Raw genomic sequence first — 23,606 nt, forward strand, 5'->3', positions numbered from 1 at the left:
CTAAATGAAGGCAAACGGCTTGATACCGTTCATATAATCGTTTATTTTTGGTCTTTCTCATCGCTTCAATTAGAGATTCGATTTCTGATATTCGGGTTTTCATTGACCTCACCTCTTTTGGTTTCGGTCTGAATTATTTACCCAAATATTTCTTGTCTGATAATTTAATTCAACTTATATAGATGTTTTAATTCCGTAAAAACGGCTAAATTAATGTGCCGAAATCCAACTATACAATTTGCATTAAAAAAACGGCAGCCGATGAACATGTTACATGCTCAGGCTGCCGCTGTATAAAACCAATTCGCGCTTACAGCGCCTTCTCCCGGTCTTTGCCTTTATCGGATTCTCCGGCGTTGCGGTTCGCGGCCTCGCGGTCACTCCGCATCTCTTCTACCGTTTTGACCTTCAGCCGTGCGGCGCCTTGATAGCTCGCATTGCAGCCAAGTGCATTTTATTGCTTTGGGCAACTCTATCTTATACCGGTTAATATAATCTATCTATAGTAATCTTGTATAACCGATAGCACATAATTGCTCCACCCTCATCTTCACTCGCGCAAAAAAGGACGGGGCTCCCTGTTGCGGACCCCGTCTTACTATGTTCCTATCCCCGGCGCTTCACTCGCCGGGAGCCGTCTCCCCGCCGCAGTGCTTGTCGCGGTACTCCTTCGGCGTCATTCCCGTCTGCTTCTGGAATACCTTCGTGAAATAGCGCCGCTCCTGATAGCCGACGCCCGCGCTGATGGCCGTGATGCTCTTGCCGCTGCTGGATAGCAGGAACTTGGCTGCCTCAATCCGCTGCTGGGTTACATACTCCACGAAGGTCATGGCGAAGCGGTTCTTGAACAGCAGGCAGAAATAGCTGCTGCTGATGCCGATTTGGCCCGCCACTTCTTCAATTCCAAGGTCATGACTTAACCGCTCGGAGATGTATTGTGCTGCCTGATTCATCAGCTGCTCCGGTGTCTTCTTCAGCGAATCCTCGGCGGGCGGCACCTCCTGGAACAGCGGGATGCTGTTATACAGCTTATCCTTGTACTGCTTGCTGCGGATGCGCGCCCCGATATCGCGGATCTTGTTTCCCAGCTCTTCATAATGAATCGGCTTGCAGATGTATTCCTTCACCCCGAGCGTGATCGCCTCGCGCGCGTAATCGAATTCCTGATACCCGCTCAGCAGCAGCACCTCGCTCTCGAGCCCCATTTCCCGTAGCTTGCCGATGAACGTCAGGCCGTCCATCACCGGCATGCGGATATCGCAGAGCACCAGGTCCGGCGCCTCTTCCTCCGCAAGCTTCAGCGCCTCCATGCCGCTGCGGGCCAGGCCGTATACTTCCATGCCCATGTCCCGCCAGGGAAGCACCTTATTCAGATTGTTCAGAATCGGTGCCTCATCGTCAACCAATAATACCTTTAGCATGATGATCTTCCCCCTGCCCGTATTTAGGTATGACGCACTGAATGACCGTTCCCATACCGGGAGCGGAACAGATAAAGATCCCATAGCGCTCGCCGTATTCGATGCGGATACGGTCGGCGACGCTGCGCAGTCCGAGTCCGCGCCGCTCCTGATGCAGCGGCTGCTGGCCGGCTTCCAGGGCAGGCTCCGCTGCTTCACCGGCCATGTACTGGAACATGGACAGCTGCGCCGGGTTCATGCCAAGGCCGTTGTCCTCCACGCGCAGCAGCAGATTGCCGCGCTCCTCCCATACGCTGACCTTGATCCGGCCGGTATAGTCAATGCCCTCGAAGCCGTGCTGGATACTGTTCTCCACCAGCGGCTGCAGCGTCAGCTTCAGCATCCCGCAGCCCAGCAGCTCCTCCGGTACCTCGATTTCATAGTCGAACACATCCTCGAAGCGAAACTTCTGAATATCCAGGTAGTTTCGAAGATGGGTGATTTCTTCTTCCAGCGTAATCTCGTCGCGGTCCTGGATGCTAATACGCAGAATCCCGGCCAGCCGGTAGACCATTTCGCTGACCTTGCGGCCTTCGTTCTGAACCGCCAGCACATTAATCGACTCCAGCGTGTTGAACAGGAAGTGCGGCTTGATCTGCGCCTGCAGCACGCGCATTTCCGCCTGATTCTTGCGGCGCTGCTCCAGGTGAACACGGCTAAAGAGGCTATTGATTTTGTCCATCAGATCATTTACGCCCCGGGCCAGCATCGTCAGCTCATCGTTCCCCTTCTCTTCCACCCGTGAGGTGAGGTCGCCGTCCTCCACCCGCCGCATGAAGCGGACGATAACAGCAATGCTCCCGGCAATCCGGTTCATGAAGAACAGGTTAAAGATTACCGCCGCCAGCAGACACAAAAGAATGACAATGACGAACCAGCGGGCGAATACGGTGACCTCGCGGGACAGCGAATCCCAGGACGTGACGGAGACCAGACTCCACGGATAATCCTTGAGATGGTAGACGGAGAGTATGCTCTTCTGTCCGTTGAACTGGGTTCTGTGGCTCTGAAAGCCTTCTCCAAAAGCAATATTCCTGGGTGTGAAATCATAGAAATTCTGTCCGTCCAGCTTCTGGTCAGGATCGAACAGAATCATACCGTTATCGTTGACCAGCATGAAGGAGACCTTCTGATCGCTGCCGCCGATCTTGAGATTGCGGAAGATGGATTCGAACTCCCAATTCTTCACCTGCACCACAAGAATCCCGATGTTCTGAAAATAACTCAGCTCTTTAATCAGCCGAATCTGCGTGAATACCGGCTCTGTGCCGGTCAGCTCGGGATACTCATGCGGGGCAACCCATCTCGGGACCCCGTTTAGCTCCATAACCTCCTGATACAGCTCGCTGCTCTTGAAGGTGTTATACGGAAGCGGCCGAAAATCCTCTTTATTGAAAATCGAGACGATCTCCGAATTGCCTTTTCCGCCGAAATTATACAGAAAAGCATAGCTGATCGACGGATGGTTGTAGAGCAGGCTGCGGAAGTTGCGCTGGCTGTTGTTGAGACTGAGCTGTTCGGCATCGGTCAAATCCTGCTTGCTCGGGTCATCCGCGCTGAGCGCCATATGAAACACCGAGGTGGCTATACCGTTGTCGGTTACGTTGTCCATATCCTTGAAGACACCCGAGATGCTGTAGCTGATCGCTTTGAGAGAATACTCGGACTGCTGGCTGTATTTCTTTTCAATGGAATTATAAGTCACGAAGAACATAATCATGCCGAGAATAAACAAGGGGATAATGATCAGGCCCAGAAAAGCCGTAAACAGTTTATAGCGCAGATTCATCGGCCCATGCTCCTGACTGGACTTGGATTATCCTTTTACGCTGCCCGCCGTGACGCCTTCAATAATCTTCTCCTGCAGAATGGCGTAAATCACCACGACCGGGAGTACACTGTAGACAATCCCTGCGGACATTTGTGCGTAGTTCATCTGATATTGATCGCGGAATTGGACCATTCCCACCGGGAGCGTACGCAGTTCGTCATCCTTCAGAAAATAATTGGCCAGCAGGAATTCATTCCAATTTCCCAGGAAATTCACTATGAATACCGTGACCATGGCGGGAACCGTCAGAGGTACAATAATCTTAGCAAAGATACCCGGGGCCTTCAAGCCGTCCATGACGGCCGCCTCCTCAATTTCCGAGGGCAGTGAGCGCATGAATGCCGCCAGAATAATGGCCGTAAATGGGATTGCATTGGCAATGTAAGGAATGATCAAGGCCAGATGCGTATCAAGGATATGCAGCTTGCTTACAATGATGTAAATCGGCAGCATCAGCGCATTATTCGGGATAAGCATGCCAAGCAACATGAGCGAGAACAGGATGGTATTCCATTTGCCGTGCCGCATCCGTGTAACCGCGAAGGCGAACATCGAAGCAATCAGGATCGACACTACGGAAGCAAGAATGGAAATATATAAGCTGTTGAAAAAGTATGTGCTAATCTTCGCATTGACCCATGCTTCCACATAGTTATTCCAGACCAGCTCCTGCGGGATGCCGAACGGATTCAGCGCGATCGAGTTGTTATCCTTCTTCACCGAGGAGAACAGCACGAACAGGAACGGAAAGAGAATGACGCACAAATAACCCAGCAGGACGACATGGGGCAGACCTTTCTTCACGGTCCGTATCATTAGTACTCAATCCTTTCGCTCCGCCGGGCAAACAGCAGTTGATACAGGACGGTAACCACCAGCGTGAATACAAAGATCAGAACCGCAATGGTATTGCCGTATCCATATTTAAAGTTGGTAATCGCATATTTGATCATATAGGTCGCCATGACTTCGGTGGAGCCTGCCGGTCCGCCCTTGGTCATGACAATGACGATGTCAGCCGCCTTCATCGCCCCGGCGATGGACAGCATAATCACGACGGAGATAATCGGTACAATGAGCGGCAGGGTAATGCGCGTGGCCCGCTGGAAGCCGGTGGCGCCGTCGATGGCTGCGGCCTCCTCCAGTTCGCTTGGTATCGCCAGGATAGCCGCCAGCACCATTACAATGTAGAAGCCGGTCCACTGCCAGGCATTCGTGATCAGGATGGACAGCATCGCGAACCGTTCATCGGACAGCCAGTATACCGGCTCAATGCCGAATAGACCGAGTATGTTATTGAAGAGCCCGATATTCGGCTCATAAATGAAGCCCCACAGAATACCGATAACGGCTGTGGACATAATGGATGGCATAAATACCGCCGTCTTGTACAGTCCTTTCAGCTTCTTAACATTGGCAATCAGCAAGGAGAAGAACACAATCAGCGGGACCTGGATAAAGATAGAGAACAAAATAAACCAGCCGTTGTTCTTCACCGATACCCAGAAACGTTCATCACCCAGCGCTTTGGTATAATTATCGAAGCCGGTATACTTCACCGTCTCGGATACGCCGTTCCAACTGGTTAAGCTGTAGTACAATGAACTGAATATCGGATAGATGAAGAACATCAGGAACAATACAAGTGCCGGAATGACAAACAGGATAAAGACTAGGGGATTTCTGAGTGCTTTATTCATCGCTTACCTCCGATGGCTAGACATCTGCCTGCAGTAATATGACTCCTCAAAGTGAAGCCTTGTATTAGAGCCGATTCAGGTACTTTGCGGTGATCCCGAAAATCTGTACATAGATGGAAGTACCCTGGAGCCAAGGGCACCAGGGTACATTCGGATCAGCGCCGTTTATTCTACCGCTGCATTGGCTTCCTCTTGAATTTTCTGCAGTGCCTCGCCCATCTTCTCCGGTGTGGTCTGACCGCCGATCAGCTTCTGAATCTGGATATTACTGATCTCGGTGGTCACATCGGCCTGAACCAGCGAGTCAAACGCCGGGAACGAAGAAGCGGAGTTGTTCAGCACAGCGACAATTTCCTTCATCAGATCATCCGTGATATTCGCATCCAGTACCGACTGGTCCAGCTTCATCGCCGGAAGCACCCCGTCCTCAACCAGTCCGCGCAATTGCATTTCCTCATTGTACATATTCTTAATGAACGATTTGACCGCTGCCAGCTGGCGCTCGTCTTCCCCAGCCGTGGCCGAGAAGCCGTAACCGTTGTTCACATCGCGCATGAGCGCCGTCTGATCGCCTACGCCGCCGTCCACCGGCGGAATGTTGAAGAAGCCCACCTTGCCGATCAGCCCTTCTCCGGATTGCCCTTCCTTGAAGACGGATGATTTCCAGGTGCCGTCATACATCAGAATAGCTTCGCCGCTCGTAAACTGGGTCGTATACTCGGCATACTCAAAGCCCAGTTCGCCTTTCTTGAAGTAACCGTTGTCGACCCATTCCTTGTATTTCGCGAAGCCCTTGACCACATTCGGATCGCTCCACTTGGCTTCGCCTGTAGCGAACTTTGCAGTAACGTCCGGTCCGGCATATCGCGACCACAGATGGTTCGCCAGCATCAGCGGTACCCAGCCTGCCTTGGAGGCACCGGCCAGCGGCACCTTGCCGTCGGCCTTGATATCAGCCAGTTGCTTCTCAAGATCGGCAAATGTTGCAGGTGCACTCCAGCCCTTGCTTGCATAGTATTCTTTATTATAGAAGAAGCCTTCTCCGGAACCGCCGATTGGCAGTCCGTAGATTTTGCCTTCATAAGTGAACGGATCGAGGTTCGAGAACTTATCCTTGATACCCAATTCTTCAAGAATCGGAGTCAGATCGAGCAATTTGCCCTCTTTGGCATAAATTTTGGAGTCCGGACTGCCGAACAGGTCGAAGACTTCCGGCGGATTGCCGGCCGCCATCTCACCCCGCAGCTTCTCTTTACGGTTCACATCGGAGTCGACCCCGTCCAGCTTGAAGGTCAAGCCCGGCACTTCCTCCTGCACCTTATTGACCACATCCTGCAGAATAGCCAGACGCTTCTGTTTATCAGCGCCCACCTGCGTATGCCGGATCGTCATTTCGAACGGCTCGGCGCTGGCCGGCTCTTCTGTTGCCGGAGCATTTGTTTCATTTGTGTTGTTAGGCGCATTCGTTGCTGCAGTAGCATTGTTCCCTTCGTTATTGTTGTTGTCTCCGCATCCGGCCAATAGGCCCGAGGTAACAGCGATGAGTGACACGAACAAGACCAAGCTCTTTTTCATAACGGATGACCCTCCCTATTTAAGTTTTCCTTTACATGTTTAATTATAGAAAAGGGCCCTGCTTCCCGTAAGGTTCATATTTATCTACAGGAGGGATAAAAACCTCTAATGAAAGCGAATTCAATGTATATTTAATAACGCATAAAGTTATATTTTCTTACACATAATAATTTTCAGTGCCTGAAATCTATAGGCTGTGTCAGAAAACTGATACATTAATACTCGAATACTCGTCAAAGTTAAAATAGGTTCGCAGTTTATCCGCATATACCTTGCGCTCGTCAGCTGTAGTCTTACGGTGTTCAGAGGTATACAATTCATCCTTCCTTCCGGCGACTTCAATTTCGAACCGGTGAATGGCATCGGAAATTTCGCCCGGCAGGGAATAAATATTCTCAATGTGTTCGTTGGGCCTTGAGTCATTATAGCATTTCATCCCTGTACTGAAAGTAAGATAAGCCACTGCTGCAGGGTAATACGGTATTCAAAACAAAAAGCCGCTCCCGAGTAACGATACCCGGAAACGGCTTATCCACTGCTGCATTGCATGCTATTATACCAAAGCGGTCTGCTTGCGGCCCTCTTCGATCAGCCGGTAAGCGCGCTGCACTTCTTCGTCATCGGGAGAAGGCACGCCTTCCAGCTCATAGGGACGGCCAAGCATTTCCCACTTATAAATGCCCATCTGATGGTACGGAAGGATTTCGAATTTCTCCACGCCGTTCAAGGTACCAATGAACCGGCCCAGATTAAGCAGATCCTCTTCCTTGTTATGAATACCCGGAACATAGACGTGACGGATCCACATTTTACGGTTATTGTCGGACAGCCAGCGGGCCAGCTTCAAGGTGCGATCATTGGATTTGCCGGTCAGCTTGATATGCGCTTCATCGTCGATATGTTTCAGATCCAGGAGTACCAAATCGGTAACATCAAGCAGATCACTGATCTTCGAGCCGTCGTTATAGCCGTTCGTATCCAGTGTCGTATGCAGGTTCCAGCGTTTCTTCACTTCCGTAAACAGCTGTTTGACAAAATGCGCCTGCAGCGTAGGTTCGCCGCCGGATACCGTCAACCCGCCACCGGAGGTGCGGTAGTAATTGATATAAGGCTCAATTTCAGCCAGTACCTGTTCAAGACTCATTTCCTTGCCTTCGTTAAGCCCCCAGGTATCCGGGTTATGGCAATACTGGCATTTCAGCAGGCAGCCTTGCATAAAGAGCACGAAGCGGATACCGGGACCGTCGACGGTACCGAAGGTTTCTAAGGAATGTATATGTCCATTAGCCATATGATGACATCCTTTCGAAGGAAGTGCTTAAAATTTTAATGAATTTCGAGCAAGATTTTACCGCCCCTGATAACAAGGGCGGCAACCTCTCACAGCTATTGCACTGTATACCAAGACCCAAGCTTATAGCTTAAGTGTATATTACATGGAGCTGTGGAACGTACGGTTGATAACATCCAGCTGTTGCTCACGGGTCAGCTTGATGAAGTTAACAGCATAGCCGGATACGCGGACAGTCAGCTGCGGGTAGTTCTCCGGATGATCCATAGCGTCGATCAGCTGCTCACGGTTAAATACGTTAACGTTCAAGTGCTGAGCGTTGTTGTGGAAGTATCCGTCCATCATGAACACCAGGTTGGACTTGCGTGTTTCTTCGTCTTTACCCAGAGCCTTAGGCACGATAGAGAACGTGTTGGAAATCCCGTCTTGAGCATCGGAGTAAGGCAGCTTGGCTACAGAGTTCAGGGAAGCCAATGCGCCTTTCTTGTCGCGTCCATGCATTGGGTTCGCGCCAGGTGCGAATGGTTCGCCCTTCTTACGTCCGTCAGGTGTAGTACCTGTCTTCTTGCCGTACACTACGTTCGAAGTGATGGTCAGTACCGATTGGGTCGGCATAGCATCACGGTAAGTTTTGTGTTTGCGGATCATCGACATGAAGGTTTCGACCAGTTCAACCGCGATGCTGTCAACAGCGTCGTCGTTGTTGCCGTAGCAAGGGAATTCGCCTACGGTTTCGAAATCAACTGCAATACCTTGTTCGTTGCGGATCGGCTTAACCTTCGCGTATTTGATAGCGCTCAGGGAGTCGGCAGCTACGGACAGACCGGCGATGCCGCAAGCCATTGTACGCAGAATGTCGCGGTCATGCAGCGCCATTTCAATGCGTTCGTAGGAATATTTGTCATGCATATAATGAATGATGTTCAGGGTGTTGACATAAGTCTTAGCCAGCCATTCCATCATCGGTTTGAAGCGTTTCATCACTTCGTTGTAATCCAGATATTCGGAAGTAATCGCCGGGTATTCAGGACCTACCTGAGCGCCGGACTTCTCGTCTACACCGCCATTAATGGCATAGAGCAGAGCTTTGGCCAGGTTGGCACGGGCACCGAAGAACTGCATTTGCTTGCCAATGCGCATTGGAGATACACAGCAGGCAATTGCATAATCATCGCCCCAATATGGACGCATTACATCATCGTTCTCATATTGAATGGCGCTCGTTTCGATGGATACCTTGGCGCAATATTTCTTGAAGCCTTCTGGCAGTCTTTCGGACCAGAGTACAGTCAGGTTTGGTTCCGGAGCCGGTCCCAGGTTGTACAGGGTATGCAGGAAACGGAAGCTGTTCTTGGTAACGCGGGTTGTTCCGTCTTCAGCCATACCACCGATGGATTCTGTTACCCAGGTAGGGTCACCGGAGAACAATTCGTTATAGTCAGGCGTACGCAGGAATTTCACGATACGCAGTTTCATTACGAAATGGTCAACAATTTCTTGAGCTTGCTCTTCTGTAAGAGTGCCTTCTTCAAAATCGCGTTGTGCATAGATATCAAGGAAGGAGGATACGCGTCCAAGGGACATTGCCGCACCGTTCTGTTCTTTAACAGCCGCCAGGTAACCGAAGTATACCCATTGTGTTGCTTCCTTAAAGTTGTTCGCCGGTTTGGAGATATCCATACCGTGAGCGGCAGCCATTTCCTTCAGTTCGCCCAGAGCGCGCATTTGCTCCGACAGCTCTTCGCGCAGACGGATTACATCTTCAGTCATGGAATCCACTTCAAGCTCAGCCAGTTGTTGCTTCTTGTCTTTAATCAGGAAGTCGATACCGTACAGAGCAATGCGGCGGTAGTCGCCGATGATGCGGCCGCGGCCGTAAGCATCAGGAAGGCCAGTAATAACGCCGGATTTACGTACAGCTCTCATTTCTGGTGTATATGCATCAAATACGCCTTGATTATGCGTTTTGCGGATATTCGTAAACATATCAACAATATTCTGCGGAAGCTCGAAGCCATAAGCTCTGGTGGCGTCGATCATCATCTTGATACCGCCGAACGGTTGAATGGAACGTCTGAAAGGAGCGTCAGTCTGTACCCCTACAATTTGTTCCTTGTCCTTGTCGATGTAGCCTGGGTTGTGGGAAGTGATCGTCGAGACTGTATCCAGGGATACATCCCATACGCCGCCTCTGTCTCTTTCTTCCTTGCTCAGCTGGGAGATAATCTTCCACAGTTCAGTAGTGTTGCTGGTAGGTCCTACGAGGAAATCTTCGTTTCCTTCATAAGGCGCAATGTTCTTGGAGATAAACTCGTTAACGTCGACTTTCTTGGACCATTTGCCCTTGTTAAAACTTCTCCAACCGGACTTCACTTCTTGTACTTCTCTTTCAATCACCGACATGCTTAATCCCTCCATCTATTTTTGTGGAGATCGCGGGTTTGAAGGTTATCCCGTGTCTCTTGATCCCATGAGAGATGAAGTTGTTCTAAATTTCACAATCACTTCTGTATCCCAGGAATCAATGTTGTTTATACAAACATTTTAGTTTATTTTCTGAAAATGGACTGTGACAAATATCACTTTTCCGGTGATATTTGTCACTTCCATCCACTTCCATATTAACCTTTTAACCAATCCTCAGGCAAATAACCGTTTATTAGTTGTCAAAACGTCCGTAGAATGCGTTGCGGTATACGTCAGCCAGTTCAGAAACCAGCGGCAGCTTCGGATTGGCGGTGGTGCATTGGTCTTCGAATGCACGGTCGGCCAGGTAATCTACGCGGGATTCGAAATCCTTAGGATCGAAGCCCAGTTGTTGGAACGACTCTTCGATACCGAGCTTCTTGTTCATCTCGCGGATTGCATTGATCAGGCTTGTTACGCCTTCTTCCGTAGTACGGGCTGGCAAGCCCAGAATACGGGCGATTTCAGCGTAGCGCTCGTCAGCTACAAAGTGCGAGTATTTAGGGAACGAAGCAAATTTGGTCGGTTTCTTGGCGTTGTAGCGGATAACATGCGGCATCAGGATAGCGTTGGTACGTCCGTGAGCCGTATGGTATTGGCCGCCCCATTTGTGCGCCAAGCTGTGGTTGATGCCCAGGAAGGCGTTGGCAAATGCCATACCTGCCAGCGTTGAAGCATTGTGCATCTTCTCGCGGGCCAGCTTGTCGCCGGTCAGAGCCGACTTCTCCAGGTACTGGAATACGAGCTGGATAGCTTTGATTGCCAGACCATCGGAGTAGTCACTGGCCATTACCGACACATAGGCTTCAATCGCATGAGTCAATACGTCCATACCTGTATCGGCTACGGCAGTTCTTGGCAAGCTATATACAAATTCAGGATCGACGATAGCCACGTCTGGAGTCAATTCATAATCAGCCAGCGGATATTTGGTGTTTGCTCCTGCAGTTTTGTCTGTGATAACCGCAAAGGAGGTTACTTCCGAACCTGTACCCGAAGTTGTAGGGATAGCTACGAATTTCGCTTTCTTGCCCAGGGTAGGATATTTGTATACGCGTTTGCGGATATCCATAAATTTCTGCTTCAGGTTGTTGAAGTCAGCATCCGGATGTTCGTAGAACAGCCACATGCCCTTGGCAGCATCCATAGGGGAACCGCCACCGAGTGCGATAATGCAGTCCGGCTGGAATCTGTTCATCATTGCTGTGCCTTTTTCTACTGTAGTTGTCGATGGATCCGGTTCAACTTCCGAGAACACTTCGATCGCAACAGGGGTCTGGCGTTGACGCAGATAGTGCTCGACTCTTTCCACATAACCCAGTTTAACCATCATAGGGTCCGTAATAATCGCTACGCGTGTGATGTCAGGCATTTTGGCCAGATACTGAGTGGAGCCTTTTTCGAAATAAATTTTGTCCGGTACTTTAAACCATTGCATATTCACGGTACGACGGTTCACCCTTTTCACATTGATCAGATTGATGGCAGTTACGTTCTGCGATACGGAGTTGCGTCCGTACGAGCCGCAGCCCAGCGTGAGCGAAGGGATGTTGGTGTTGTAGATGTCGCCGATGGCGCCGTGCGTCGAAGGCGAGTTCACCAGAATACGTCCGGTCTGCAGACGGTTCGAGAATTTCATGATTACTTCTTCATTGTTCGAGTGGATAGCCGAGCTATGGCCCATGCCGCCAAATTCAACGATTTCAGCCGCACGTTCGATACCTTGGTCGGCGTTCTTCACTTTGTAGCAAGCCAGTACCGGGCTCAGCTTCTCGGCGGACAGCGGATATTTAGTGCCTACGCCTTCGATTTCTGCTACCAGGATCTTCGTTCCGGCTGGTACCTGAATACCGCACATTTCGGCGATCTTCACTGCGGACTGGCCGACAATCGCCGGGTTAACCGCACATTTCTCAACGTTCATAGCGCCGTTTGTCAGCTTGGCGGCTTCTTCTTTGTTGACGAAGTAGCAGCCGTTGGCGATCATTTTCTTCTTCACTTGGTCGAAGATCGCTTCTTCAATAATAACCGCTTGTTCGGAAGCGCAGATCATGCCGTTGTCAAAAGTCTTCGACAGGATAATATCAGTAACGGCCTGGTCAATGTCCGCACTCTTCTCGATGAAGGCTGGCACGTTGCCTGGGCCTACGCCGAGAGCCGGCTTGCCGCAGCTGTAAGCTGCCTTGACCATCGCTCCGCCGCCTGTTGCCAGGATCAGCGCAACGTCCGGGTTGTTCATCAGTGCGTTGGTTTTGTCCATCGTCGGCAGCTCGATCCATTGGATACAGTTCTCAGGAGCGCCTGCTTTAACGGCGGCATCGTGAAGAATTTTGGCGGCTGCGGCGCTGCACTCTTGCGCTGACGGGTGGAAACCGAATATAATAGGATTACGTGTCTTAGCGGCGATCAGTGCTTTAAACATCGTGGTGGATGTTGGGTTGGTTACCGGTGTGATGCCCATAACGATTCCGACCGGCTCGGCAATTTTCTGGAAGTTGTCATAAGGGTTGTCTTCGATGACGCCTACTGTCTTGTCATACTTGATGTTGTGCCAGATGTATTCCGTAGCAAAGATGTTCTTCGTGATCTTATCCTCGTAGACTCCGCGGCCTGTTTCTTCAACAGCCAATTTTGCCAGATACATGTGTTTGTCGAGTCCGGCCAGGGCCATTGCATGAACGATCGTGTTAACTTGCTCTTGGTCCAGTGCCATGTAGGCTTCCTGGGCTTTCTTTGCTTTATCCACCAAAATCTGAATATACTCTTCAGCGGTGGTTTGTTTCACTTGGGCGGCGACTTCGTTCTTAACTGCCATCTCCCTCGTCCTCCTGTCAATTTTTAGGTTGTTTATCTCTACACGTTTATCTTAACACAACCTCTCCGGCTTTTAAAGTGAAATCTTTCACAAAGTATAAAGTTTTTTTTGATTTATTTTCAAAGCGCTTTCATTCAAACATATAGCTCCTATTTTTACATTTATAGGTAATTAAAACGCTTTATTGCGACAATCCTGTGACATGGTCTTGACAGCATTCCTGTAAAAAAATGAGGTTCTGGTGTTTTTATTAACCACATTCTGGTTATTAGCCCTTATTTGTTATGTTATTATTTAATTTATTGAATTCGTGCTGCTTCCTCATCTTAAATCTGTTACGGATCAAATGACCATTAATGGATAACTATCTGATAGAGATTCTTCCTTTTTGCCTCCTGCTCCAGACTGAAAATATAAATTTATAAAGCCGGTTATATAAATTTATTAATCCCTCTATTAGGTTTAAAGATTTAGATTTGAGATTATTCGAGGCTCCAGAGAAATGAAAAACACCGTAAAACAAAAAAGGAACTGTCTCAAGCAGCCACTACATGACTGCTGCAACAATTCCTTTATATAGAAGAATTCAATAAGTAAGCCCCTTAAGACTGGAAACTATTCATTGATTGCATAACCGTTCAGCTTCAGCCAGGAAGCACAGGCAACGGTCCAGTTCCGTGTATGCGGCTCCTCGTCTGCCAGCCCCAGCCCGTGTCTGCCGTGCGTATAGACATGGAGGTCGAACGGTACTCCATGACGCGCAAGCGCAGCAGCCATCCGCAGGCTGTTCTCCACCGGAACACTGGCATCATCTGCGGTATGCCACAGGAAGGCAGGCGGTGTGTCGGCAGTTACCTGCAGCTCGCTGCTGAGCAGGTGTACGAGATCCTCCGGCGGCTCCTCACCGAGCAGATTCGTCTTGGAACCCTGATGCGTTACCTCCGGGTCCATGGAGATCACCGGATAGCACAGAATAGAGAAATCCGGCCGGCTCGACTCGCGCTCCACCGGGTCCGATGATTCCTCTTCACCCGTACCGTACAGCACAGAGGTCGCTGAAGCCAGATGACCGCCTGCGGAGAAGCCGAGAATTCCGAGCCGTCCAGGATCAATACCGTATTCGTCCGCCCGCATACGCACCGTCTGCAATGCCCTCTGGGCGTCACGCAGTGCGCTCGGGTACTGGTAAGGCGCCACACGGTATCGCAGGACGAACGCAGAAATACCAAGCGAGTTCAACCATTCAGCCACTGGTCCGCCTTCATGGTCGGCCCGCATTCCATAACCGCCCCCCGGACATACAATGACTGCAGCATTCCGTTCTCCCGGCAGCAGATACGGCTCAATCGCCGGACAATGCTCATCCCCGGTGCCCAGCACGCCCGGCACCCCCGCCGGCCATAGTTCGATCCAGTCCATTTTCATCGTCATAACTTCCCATCCATAATAGAATAATAAATCCAGGCACTCCCTGCACCATGATCATTAGTCTATCAAGCGCTTACAGATGCTGCAATCCCCTCATATCTTAAACGCCCAGTGCGGAACATCCGCCAGAATATACGGCTCCGCATTCCTGTCCCTCCGCAGCAGCATTGGGCTGCCTGTTTAAATAAGGCCAAGCTATGCCGGGTTATACACAATGTGCATTTTTATGTAGCACAAGAAGTCAGGCAGAATAAGGTATGATCGACGAAAGCTGAATTTTGAAGTACCTGTGCATGCCAAAGAGAAATGCGGCCCTTATAATGAAGCGAAAACTGCTCTTAATGATTTAGAGGTGGATTTTCTCCCCGGTTCAGGGTAAAATCAGATCAATAATCAGCCGAAGAAGTGAAAATTATCACAATGTTGAAAATTCGACACTTTTTCGCGAAAATTTTTAACCATAATGAGGAATTTCAAGGTATAATTAATTTAAAATTTACTGAAAAACTGAGGGAATAAAGGGGATATCGATTATGATAAAGGAACACTACAATGTTATCGAAGCCCACGGCAACACGAATTGTTTCTCTGAGCAGAACTTTAACCGACTCCTCGTTACTATGAAGGAACGCATCGTCCCTGAGGGCTCGCACCTCTTCTGGGAAGGCGATTATTCGGATAAACTGTTCTATATCAAGCGTGGCCGTGTAAAGCTGACCAAATCAACGGATGAAGGCAAGGAACTGATTCTTTATATGTATCAGGCTGGTGATATGGTAGGCCAGGCAGACCCGTTCTTCAGCACGAAGCACAGCTTCACCGCCGAAGTCATCGAGGAAAGCGAAGTCGGTGTCATTGAACAGAAGGATCTGGAGATTCTGATCTGTCAGCATTGCGATTTTGCCATCGACTTCATGAAGTGGATGGGCATTCACCACCGCCTCACCCAGACCAAATTCCGCGATCTGATGATGTACGGCAAGCCGGGCGCGCTTTGCTCTACATTAATCCGTCTCGGCAATACGTACGGTGAGAAGAACGGAGACAGCATTCTGATCAACAAAAAAATTACGCATACCGATCTCTCCAACATGATCGGCGCAACGCGTGAGAGCGTTAACCGCATGCTGAGCGATTTGCGCAAGAAGGACGCTGTGGAATACGAGAACGGCATGATTGTCATCAAGGACCTGGGCATGCTGCAGGACATCTGCCACTGCGAATTATGTCCTAACGAAATTTGCCGCATCTAATTCCTTTGTTATAATACCCTCTATTCACCTCACTGAAACATATATGGCCCGAAATTTTTGATATGAATAATAGAGTGGTCAAAGACGTCTTGCGGACGTCTTTTTTTCTGCCCGGAATCAGGCTTTGACTTCCCAATCCGGCCAATATTCGGCCTGTACAGACAGCTCGCCGCCGGTAACATATCTCGCCGCCAGCAGCGCTAAGGGCGACGCTGTCTCCGACGTCAGTACGGCAGCATCCACCCACTCCGCCCCAAGGGAATCCTGACCGGCAAATTCCATAATCCCGGAGGTCTGCAGCTGGTCCTTAACCTCGACTGTATACAGGGCCGCGATATGATGTATATGGGTGAAGTGCTTCTCGGCATAACGCACGAAAAAATCATAGGTTCCGAGATTCTCCTTCACATTCACCAAAAACCCGGTCTCCTCCTCAAATTCGCGCACCAGTCCTTCCGCCAGTGATTCGTTCGACTCCAGCCTGCCTCCAGGCAAATCAAATCTTCCGGTGTAGGCTCCCTTACCCTTGCGGATGACCAGCAGCTTGGCGCCGTTCACGGCTATTCCATAAACCCCGAAATGGGTAAAGCTATCCATTCCCATTCCCATTCCCCCTCCACTCTATTTGTGTATCTCTTATACCGACTCAACGGCTCTTTTTATAGTAGCGTGAGAGCATTAAAAATGCAAAACAGCGACCCTCAAATCCGGAGGATCGCTGCAGTATTCACCTATATCATTACACTTCATGTTATATTTTTCACATACATTCGCACACTTGAACAGCTTTATTTCCGCGCGCGAACCGGGGAGATCAGCCAATACGCCATGCCGACAAATACACCGCCGCCGACGATATTCCCCAAGGTTACCGGAATCATATTGTGCAGCCAGCCGGCGAATGTTACGGTCTCCGGGTGGTTCGGCAGAATGACGGCGACGCTGAGCAGAGTCATGTTGGCCACACTGTGCTCATAACCGCTGGCAATAAAGGCGAACAGACACCACCAGATCAGCACCAGCTTGGCAGGCTCGCTCTTGGAGCGTGCGGACATCCACAGCGCCAGGCAGACCAGCCAGTTACAGAGTATGCCGCGGAAGAACAGCTCGGAATACGGCAGGCTCATCTTTTTGGCCGCTGCTGTAAAGATCAGGTGCTCGGCAGGAGCAGCTTTGAACAGCCCGGTCCCCTGAATCAGCAGGGCCAGAATGACCGCCCCCGCCACATTGCCAAGGAAGACAAGGACCCAATTCTTGGCTGTGTCCTTGATGCTTGTTCTGCCTGCCAGCGTACTGGCCGTAAAGAACATATTGTTGCCCGTGAACAGCTCGGAGCCAGCGAATACGACCAGGGTCAGGGCGATCCCGAAGGACGCGCCCATCACCAGAGGCTGGAAGGGGGATTTCGCCGCAGCCAGCGGCGCACCCAGAGTAAAGATCAGAATAATTCCAATACCGACATAGGCACCGGCCAGTATGGCCGACAGAAAGTACCTCGGCAGGCTTTCATTCATTTTGTCACGCTTCTGGACTGCAGCTTCTACGATGTTCTCCACATTTTGTGTAAACATACCCTTATCCCGCCATTCCTCAAATAAAATATAAGCTTCTTGTTATATAGGATTAGCTGCGTACGGCGGAGCCGGTCAGGCTTACGTATACCTTCTCCCCGTCCAGCGTAACCTCATAAGCCGCAACACGCCCCTGATCGGGTGCCTGCACTTCCCCCGTCGTCAGGTCGATCTTCCAGTCGTAGAGCGGATCGTACAGATACTTGCCGGATACAATCCCTTCGGCGAGCGGGCCGCCCTTCGGATGGGGATTGCGGTTCTCCACAGCATAGATATTGCCGTCCGATGTCCGGAAGACAGCCAGCTCCACGTTACCGGCAACCACCACACGGCCGATTTGCGGGAGAAAGTCCTGTACCTGCCCGATTACATACACCTCTTTTACGAATTCCATCTTCATCTCTCCTTCCGCCGGTTTAAACCGTCGTCCGCTCATACAGAGCTGTACGGGTCTTGTCGTCCTTCAGCATCTTCTGCCACGGATCGGATACCTGGGCCAATGCAAAGTCGATGCGTGCCGCCAGTTCCTTCCGGTTGTCCTCATTGTCCAGAATGGCGGATTTGATTTGCTCCAATCCGAGACGTTCTACCCATTCCGAGGTTCTTTCCAGATAATTGCCGGTTTCCCGGTAGTACTGCATGACGGCGGAGCAGACCTCTACCAGCTCTTCATCGGTCTTCACCTTGCAGAAAGAATCTGCAATCCGCGGCTTGATCCCGCCATTGCCGCCGATGAACACTTCCCAGCCGCCGTCGTTGCCGACGATGCCGATGTCCTTTGTGCAGGATTCCGCACAGTTACGCGGGCAGCCGTTGACAGCCATTTTGAACTTGGCCGGGAAGTCCAGCCGCTCGTATTTGCGTTCCAGCAGTGCGCCCATTCCCATCGAATCCTGGGTTCCGAAACGGCAGAACTGGGAGCCGACGCAAGTCTTTACGGTGCGCAGTGATTTGGCGTAAGCATAGCCGGATGGCATATCCAGCTCGGCCCATACCTTCGGCACGTCCTCTTTCTTCACGCCGATCAGATCCAGGCGCTGGCCGCCGGTCACTTTGACTACTTTGACATCATATTTCAGCGATACATCGGCGATCCGCTTCAGATCCTCCGGTGTGGTCACGCCGCCATACATGCGGGGCACTACGGTAAAGGTGCCGTCCTTCTGGATGTTCGCGCTCATCCGTTCGTTGACAAACCGCGATTCCTTCTCGTCCTCATGCGTATCCGGATACAGCATGCCCAGGTAGTAGTTCACCGCCGGACGGCATTTGGAACAGCCTTCGGGCTGCTTCCAGTCCAGCACATGCATCACCTCTTTGGTCGTTCTGAGACCCTTGGCCTGAATTTCGGCTACAATCTCATCACGGCTGAGCGTGGTGCAGCCGCAGATGCCGGCCTTCGCGCTCTGCTGGAAGCTGTCGCCCAGCACATATTGCAGAATCTGTTCAACCACAGGCTTACAGCCGCCGCAGGAGCGGGTAGCCCCGGTGCAGGCCTTGATTTCGTCCACTGTCGTAAAACCATTCTCGGTTACGGCATCGACAATTGCCTTCTTCGTTACACCGTTGCAGCCGCACACGATTTCTTCGTCGGCCATTGTAGCCACGGAAGCACTCTTCTTGGCACCGCCGCCTCCGCAGCAGCCGCCTCCGCCCATGACTTCCGCATAAATCTCGTCGGTCATCTCCGCACCTTGCTTCACCAGCTTCTGCAGGGCGGCCGATTCCGTAATATCGCCGAACAGTACGGCACCGACAATGATATTGTCCTTCAGCAAAATTTTCTTATATGTCCGTTTCCATTCATCCTTGGAGGAGATCACGGTGTGCTCTGCCGTCTCGGTAAATTCACCTGCAGAGAAGACGTCCACGCCGGAGATCTTCAGCTTCGTGGCTACAACCGAGCCTTCATACGGCTGTGTAGCCGCACCGCAGAGATGCTTGGCCAGAACCATGCCCTGCTCGAACAGCGGGGCTACAAGTCCGTAGCAGACGCCGCGGTGTTCTGTACATTCACCTACAGAATACACGTTCTTCATCGAAGTCTGCATGAAGTCATCGACTACAATCCCCCGGTTCACAGTGATTCCACTGTCCTTGGCCAGCTGCACATTCGGCTTGATGCCTACCGCCATTACCACAAAATCAGCCGGAAGCACAGTATCATCGCTGAAACGCAGACCACTGACACGCTCTTCGCCGATTAATTCCACCGTCTGCTTGCCCATGGCGAACTTCACGCCCTGGCGCTCCAGTTCAGCCTTCAGCATCGAGGAAGCCGTATGATCAAGCTGCCGCTCCATCAGGTCTTCGAGCAGATGCACAACGGTAACGTCCATGCCGAGTCCAACCAGTCCCTTGGCTGCTTCCAGACCCAGAAGTCCCCCGCCGATAACCGCAGCCGTGCGGTATTGCTTGGCTGCCGCCAGCATGGCGTCGCAATCCGCAATGTCGCGGAAGCCTACTACGCCTTCCTTGGTATTGCCGGGAATCGGCAGAATGAAGGAGTTGGAGCCGGTTGCTATAATGATTTTGTCATAAGGAATATTTATTCCGCTGTCTGTGATAACCTGCTGCGCAGCCTCGTCGATACGTACGGCGGTCGTGCCTGTATGCAGGATAATATGGTTGCTCTCGTACCACCCAAGGTCATTCAGAATGATATCCTCAATGGTCTTGCTGCCTTCGAGGACATAGGACAACATAATCCGGTTGTAGTTCGGATGCGGTTCGCTGCCGATTACGGTAATATCATATGCGCCGCCCAGCTTCAGAATTTGCTCAAGGGTGCCCACGCCCGCCATGCCGTTGCCGATTAATACTAGCTTTTCTCTCTCCACACTCACTTGGATGAACCTCCTTAAGACTTCGATCTTCCATACAAATATCAGTTCGTAAATAAAGTATACATTTTAAATTTAAATCGCAATTGTGATTACAATCACATTAATTGTGAATGTTTTCACATATTTCTCTGTTACGTTGCAGCACAAAAAAGCCGGATTTAGCCGCTTCCCTTGACAGCCAGCTGTAACTCCGACTTTATCTGCGCGTTCTAACGCAAGGCCAGCACAATCTCCAATTCATCCTGTGGCTTAAGCATCATGTCGATGCCGTTGTCCCGCAGCCCCTTGTCGTTGACCTCCAGCTTCCATACCTCACTGCTGAGCGGGGTGTAGCCCATAACCTTGACCAAGGTTTTATTATCTTCGGCAAGCTCTACCATTCCGTTGTTCTTTAACAGGCTGCGCACCGTCATATCTTCTTCGTAGGGAAGAACAACTGAATGACTCAGCTCCGGCTGCTCACTGCCGCCGTTCAAGGTAAGTACTACGAATTGCGGCATCTGCTTGCCCGGGGCCGGCCTGGCCGCAAATACAACAGTGTCCTCCCGCTTTACCGGTGCGGTCATATCGGTTATGACCTTGCCGTTCACCTGCAGCTCCCATCCTAACGGAGCCGACAGATACACCCGGTTCACATCTACGATCCCCTCACGTCCGCTGTAAAAGGTGACCACCTTACTGTTGCTGAACAGCTCAAGCAGGGTATTACCATCCAGATAGGCCTCCGAGACCTGCCTAGCTGCATTGCCGGAAAGATCACGGTCACCCACTAGCACCGAAAAGGCTGGTCCGCCTGAGCCATGGGCCGCAGCTTTGTCTCCGGAGCCGGCATTCTCTCCCGAACAACCGCCCAGCACCAATATGATAATAAGTCCGATCCATATGCGTCTAAAGGCCACAACCTTTGCGGTCATTCCGAGCATCTTCCTCCCTCGCCCATAAGGCGCAGGCGCTGCTCCCTGGTTGGGCTATTGTCTCTTCTGTACACAGTCCCTTTAAGGATAACGCAAACGGGCGCGCTTCTCAAATGAAATCCGGTGAAATAGAGAGAGGAAAAAAGTCCCCGAAGGGACTTGGCTAATTACAGCTCTTGCTCGCTTATTGATAGCGCAGGAACAAAATATTGTTCTCCAGATGCACATGCTCGAAAGTCATGCCCTCCAGCTCTTCCAGCCGTGCATAGGTCAGACGGTAAGTGGTGCAGGCATGCTCCGGCGGTGTGTAATCATTCGTAATCTCCCGCAGTTCACGAAGAATTGCCCCTGCACTGTCATGCTCTTCTTCAAGCGTATGCAGCATTCCGCGCAGCTCGGCAAGCGCCTCTTCGCTCTTGTTCTCTTCATAGGCCAGCATTGCCGGGAATTCGCTCTCTTCTTCCTGGGCAGTATGCTTCAGCAGATCCTCGCGGAGCAGATGGAAGAGGCGGTACATCTCAGCCAGATGCGGAGAATCTTCGCCATGCACCCGGAATACCTTGGTTACATTCTGCGCAATCAGCGGCAGTTCCTCCTGCAAATAGCGGTGATGCTTATTCACGATATATTCGATCAGCTCGCCCGAAGGTGCGTCATTCCAGGCGGTGTCCTGTTCCAGCACAGGATGATTCTGAACCAGCTGATGCAGATCGCCGAGCAGAGCTGCTGTGTCAAGCCCTTTCTCTACAGCAGCTTCAGCCAGCGGCTTAGCGCCCCCGCAGCAGAAGTCAATCTTCTGTCCCTTGAAATAATCCGCCGCTTTCGGAAATTGCAGAACGATATCCCGAACGAAGTCTTCCCCGGTAAATTGAAGCGGTGCTTTATCCTGTAATTGATTGGCTGCCATTTGATGGCCCCTCCCTCACGTGTGTGATATAAGTTATTGCTTACTTATACACCTTAACGCGAACCGGAAAGCGGGGTAGTGATTCTACGCACTAGAGGTGTGGAGGGTTGATGAACAGACACACCGGCCGCAGACAAAAAAACACCCCTGCATCAGAGGTGTTTACATATTTGCGCAATGTTCACTCACTGCACCATCGCCCTCATATAAGTCCGTTTACCCTGAGCATCCTTCAAATAAGGACCCAGCCCGGCGAAGCGCGACTCATCCAGATAGACACCCGTCATCCAGCGGCCTTCCGTCAAACCTCCGTTCCAGTGAAGCACCAGATCGGGAGCGGAAATCCATTCCTGATAGACCCGGATGTTCTGTTCCCGGTATTCTTTGCTGAGCCTGCCGCTTTCGGTCAGACGAAGCTCGGAAAGGTAGGTCGGCACAAAGTAGTTGGAAATCAGCTCCAGCTCTTCATCATTCAAAAAAGCTTCTTCCCCCAGATACGGACCGAACAGCCGCGTATTCTCATACAGCGACCATATTACCGCCTGCAGCACCATGCTCTGGCGGAAGCCGTTATGATAGACATACCGGCGCTGCCCGTTACCCTCTCCCGCCGCTGGCTCCGCCTCCAGACAGTGCCGCTCGCAGCCGATGCATTTCCAGCCCGCCGGGCTCTGAATCCATTTCTGAAACACCGTTCCGCCGGAATTGTCGCCTTTATATAAAGAAGAAATATTGTCATAAGGCACGCCGATCCAGGTCTCCCATAACGAATCGGGAAGATGCTCGTGCAGCATGGCCAGTGTCCTGTCGTACAGGTACTGTACCTTGACGGCAGCGCATTCCAATTCCGCAACAGCTTCTTTTCCATAGGTTATTTCCCGGGAAAACAAAGTGGTTGTCATCTTCCTCGCCTCCTGCTGGAATATATTCCTTCCGATATGCCGCATGGCGTGTCCATAATTACAATTATCCAAGAATGCTAATCCGTCCAGTAGTACATAGTTCTGCAAACTATAAAATTTGTTCTATTATATTACAACCTTACAGGCAATGTGCAACAATGTTGTAATTTAGATTTAAAAAAGCCTCTATCCCGCAGAGGGAAAAGAGGCATTTCTTAAGAGCTGCTGCACCCGGTCTATTCGACCCACTGCTCGGCCCAGGACTGAATCTGCTGCATAACCGGCTCCAAAGCCCGGCCTTTAGTTGTTAATTCATATTCAATACGCACCGGGGTTTCCGGGTACACATGTCTGACCAGAATGCCTTCACATTCCAGATCCTTCATCCGTTCGGACAGCATCTTGTCGCTCATCGACGGAATCAGGCCGGAAATATCCTTGAAGCGCTTCGGTCCGCTCATCAATGTCTGGATAATCAATCCATTCCAACGCTTGCCTAAGAATGAGAAGGCTGTTTCGAATCTTGGGCACATCGCCAGTTGATGTTCTTCCATTGTTCTCACCTCTCGCTTGTAAAACTTACAATTAGTTAGTATATATAATTTTAACATATTTAAAGCAGAATGAACATCGTATTACAAAAAAAG

Annotated in this window: 18 protein-coding genes; 1 reads left to right on the top strand and 17 read right to left on the bottom strand. The window is 50.8% G+C overall.

The annotated features are described in order from the left end of the window. Nucleotides 1-620 precede the first annotated feature (620 nt). The 9 genes from F1379_RS28155 to F1379_RS28195 form a co-directional block, all read right to left on the bottom strand. Nucleotides 621-1,421 (bottom strand): response regulator transcription factor, encoded by an 801-nt coding sequence (locus F1379_RS28155; RefSeq protein ID WP_150275791.1) that lies wholly within the window; start codon nucleotides 1,419-1,421, stop codon nucleotides 621-623. After that, nucleotides 1,399-3,249 (bottom strand): cache domain-containing sensor histidine kinase, encoded by a 1,851-nt coding sequence (locus F1379_RS28160; RefSeq protein ID WP_150275792.1) that lies wholly within the window; start codon nucleotides 3,247-3,249, stop codon nucleotides 1,399-1,401. The genes F1379_RS28155 and F1379_RS28160 overlap by 23 nt, the downstream gene beginning before the upstream one ends. A gap of 27 nt (nucleotides 3,250-3,276) precedes the next feature. Further along, nucleotides 3,277-4,107, bottom strand: coding sequence for a carbohydrate ABC transporter permease (locus tag F1379_RS28165; protein ID WP_203457190.1), 831 nt, complete (start codon nucleotides 4,105-4,107; stop codon nucleotides 3,277-3,279). Further along, nucleotides 4,107-4,991 carry a carbohydrate ABC transporter permease gene (locus F1379_RS28170; RefSeq protein ID WP_150275793.1) on the bottom strand — a complete coding sequence of 295 codons (885 nt, stop codon included), beginning with the start codon at nucleotides 4,989-4,991 and terminating at the stop codon, nucleotides 4,107-4,109. Before F1379_RS28170 ends, F1379_RS28165 begins: the two co-directional genes overlap by 1 nt. A gap of 165 nt (nucleotides 4,992-5,156) precedes the next feature. Beyond that, nucleotides 5,157-6,566 carry an extracellular solute-binding protein gene (locus tag F1379_RS28175; protein WP_150275794.1) on the bottom strand — a complete coding sequence of 470 codons (1,410 nt, stop codon included), beginning with the start codon at nucleotides 6,564-6,566 and terminating at the stop codon, nucleotides 5,157-5,159. Between the two features lie 553 nt (nucleotides 6,567-7,119). Continuing rightward, nucleotides 7,120-7,857 carry a pyruvate formate-lyase-activating protein gene (pflA, locus tag F1379_RS28180; RefSeq protein ID WP_150275795.1) on the bottom strand — a complete coding sequence of 246 codons (738 nt, stop codon included), beginning with the start codon at nucleotides 7,855-7,857 and terminating at the stop codon, nucleotides 7,120-7,122. A 141-nt stretch (nucleotides 7,858-7,998) separates the two neighbouring features. Then, nucleotides 7,999-10,260, bottom strand: a complete 2,262-nt coding sequence (gene pflB / locus F1379_RS28185; protein WP_150275796.1) for a formate C-acetyltransferase — start codon at nucleotides 10,258-10,260, stop codon at nucleotides 7,999-8,001. A 256-nt stretch (nucleotides 10,261-10,516) separates the two neighbouring features. Next, entirely contained in the window at nucleotides 10,517-13,138 is a 2,622-nt protein-coding gene (gene adhE, locus F1379_RS28190; protein ID WP_150275797.1) for a bifunctional acetaldehyde-CoA/alcohol dehydrogenase, read from the bottom strand. Nucleotides 13,139-13,753: 615 nt separating this feature from the next. Beyond that, nucleotides 13,754-14,569, bottom strand: a complete 816-nt coding sequence (locus F1379_RS28195) for an alpha/beta hydrolase (RefSeq protein ID WP_420850550.1) — start codon at nucleotides 14,567-14,569, stop codon at nucleotides 13,754-13,756. Between the two features lie 530 nt (nucleotides 14,570-15,099). Here F1379_RS28195 and F1379_RS28200 point away from each other — a divergent pair. Further along, complete coding sequence (locus F1379_RS28200; protein WP_420850553.1) at nucleotides 15,100-15,819, top strand: Crp/Fnr family transcriptional regulator; 720 nt, start codon at nucleotides 15,100-15,102, stop codon at nucleotides 15,817-15,819. 117 nt (nucleotides 15,820-15,936) lie between these two features. On the opposite strand, the gene F1379_RS28205 is transcribed toward F1379_RS28200, so the two are convergent. The 8 genes from F1379_RS28205 to F1379_RS28240 form a co-directional block, all read right to left on the bottom strand. Next, nucleotides 15,937-16,422, bottom strand: coding sequence for an NUDIX hydrolase (locus tag F1379_RS28205; protein WP_162551304.1), 486 nt, complete (start codon nucleotides 16,420-16,422; stop codon nucleotides 15,937-15,939). Between the two features lie 185 nt (nucleotides 16,423-16,607). Next, nucleotides 16,608-17,390 (bottom strand): formate/nitrite transporter family protein, encoded by a 783-nt coding sequence (locus tag F1379_RS28210; RefSeq protein ID WP_150275799.1) that lies wholly within the window; start codon nucleotides 17,388-17,390, stop codon nucleotides 16,608-16,610. A gap of 52 nt (nucleotides 17,391-17,442) precedes the next feature. Next, on the bottom strand, nucleotides 17,443-17,784 hold the full coding sequence (gene nirD, locus F1379_RS28215; RefSeq protein ID WP_150275800.1) for a nitrite reductase small subunit NirD: 342 nt from the start codon (nucleotides 17,782-17,784) through the stop codon (nucleotides 17,443-17,445). Nucleotides 17,785-17,806: 22 nt separating this feature from the next. Next, nucleotides 17,807-20,236 carry a nitrite reductase large subunit NirB gene (nirB, locus tag F1379_RS28220; protein ID WP_275262663.1) on the bottom strand — a complete coding sequence of 810 codons (2,430 nt, stop codon included), beginning with the start codon at nucleotides 20,234-20,236 and terminating at the stop codon, nucleotides 17,807-17,809. Between the two features lie 209 nt (nucleotides 20,237-20,445). Next, entirely contained in the window at nucleotides 20,446-21,150 is a 705-nt protein-coding gene (locus F1379_RS28225) for a hypothetical protein (RefSeq protein WP_150275801.1), read from the bottom strand. A 184-nt stretch (nucleotides 21,151-21,334) separates the two neighbouring features. Next, complete coding sequence (gene ric, locus F1379_RS28230; protein WP_150275802.1) at nucleotides 21,335-22,057, bottom strand: iron-sulfur cluster repair di-iron protein; 723 nt, start codon at nucleotides 22,055-22,057, stop codon at nucleotides 21,335-21,337. Nucleotides 22,058-22,242: 185 nt separating this feature from the next. Then, on the bottom strand, nucleotides 22,243-22,959 hold the full coding sequence (locus tag F1379_RS28235) for a hypothetical protein (RefSeq protein ID WP_150275803.1): 717 nt from the start codon (nucleotides 22,957-22,959) through the stop codon (nucleotides 22,243-22,245). 236 nt (nucleotides 22,960-23,195) lie between these two features. Next, nucleotides 23,196-23,513 carry a winged helix-turn-helix transcriptional regulator gene (locus tag F1379_RS28240; protein ID WP_150275804.1) on the bottom strand — a complete coding sequence of 106 codons (318 nt, stop codon included), beginning with the start codon at nucleotides 23,511-23,513 and terminating at the stop codon, nucleotides 23,196-23,198. Nucleotides 23,514-23,606: the final 93 nt, after the last annotated feature.

Source organism: Paenibacillus tepidiphilus, from assembly GCF_008635795.1.
Taxonomy (GTDB): Bacteria; Bacillota; Bacilli; order Paenibacillales; family Paenibacillaceae; genus Paenibacillus_AQ; species Paenibacillus_AQ tepidiphilus.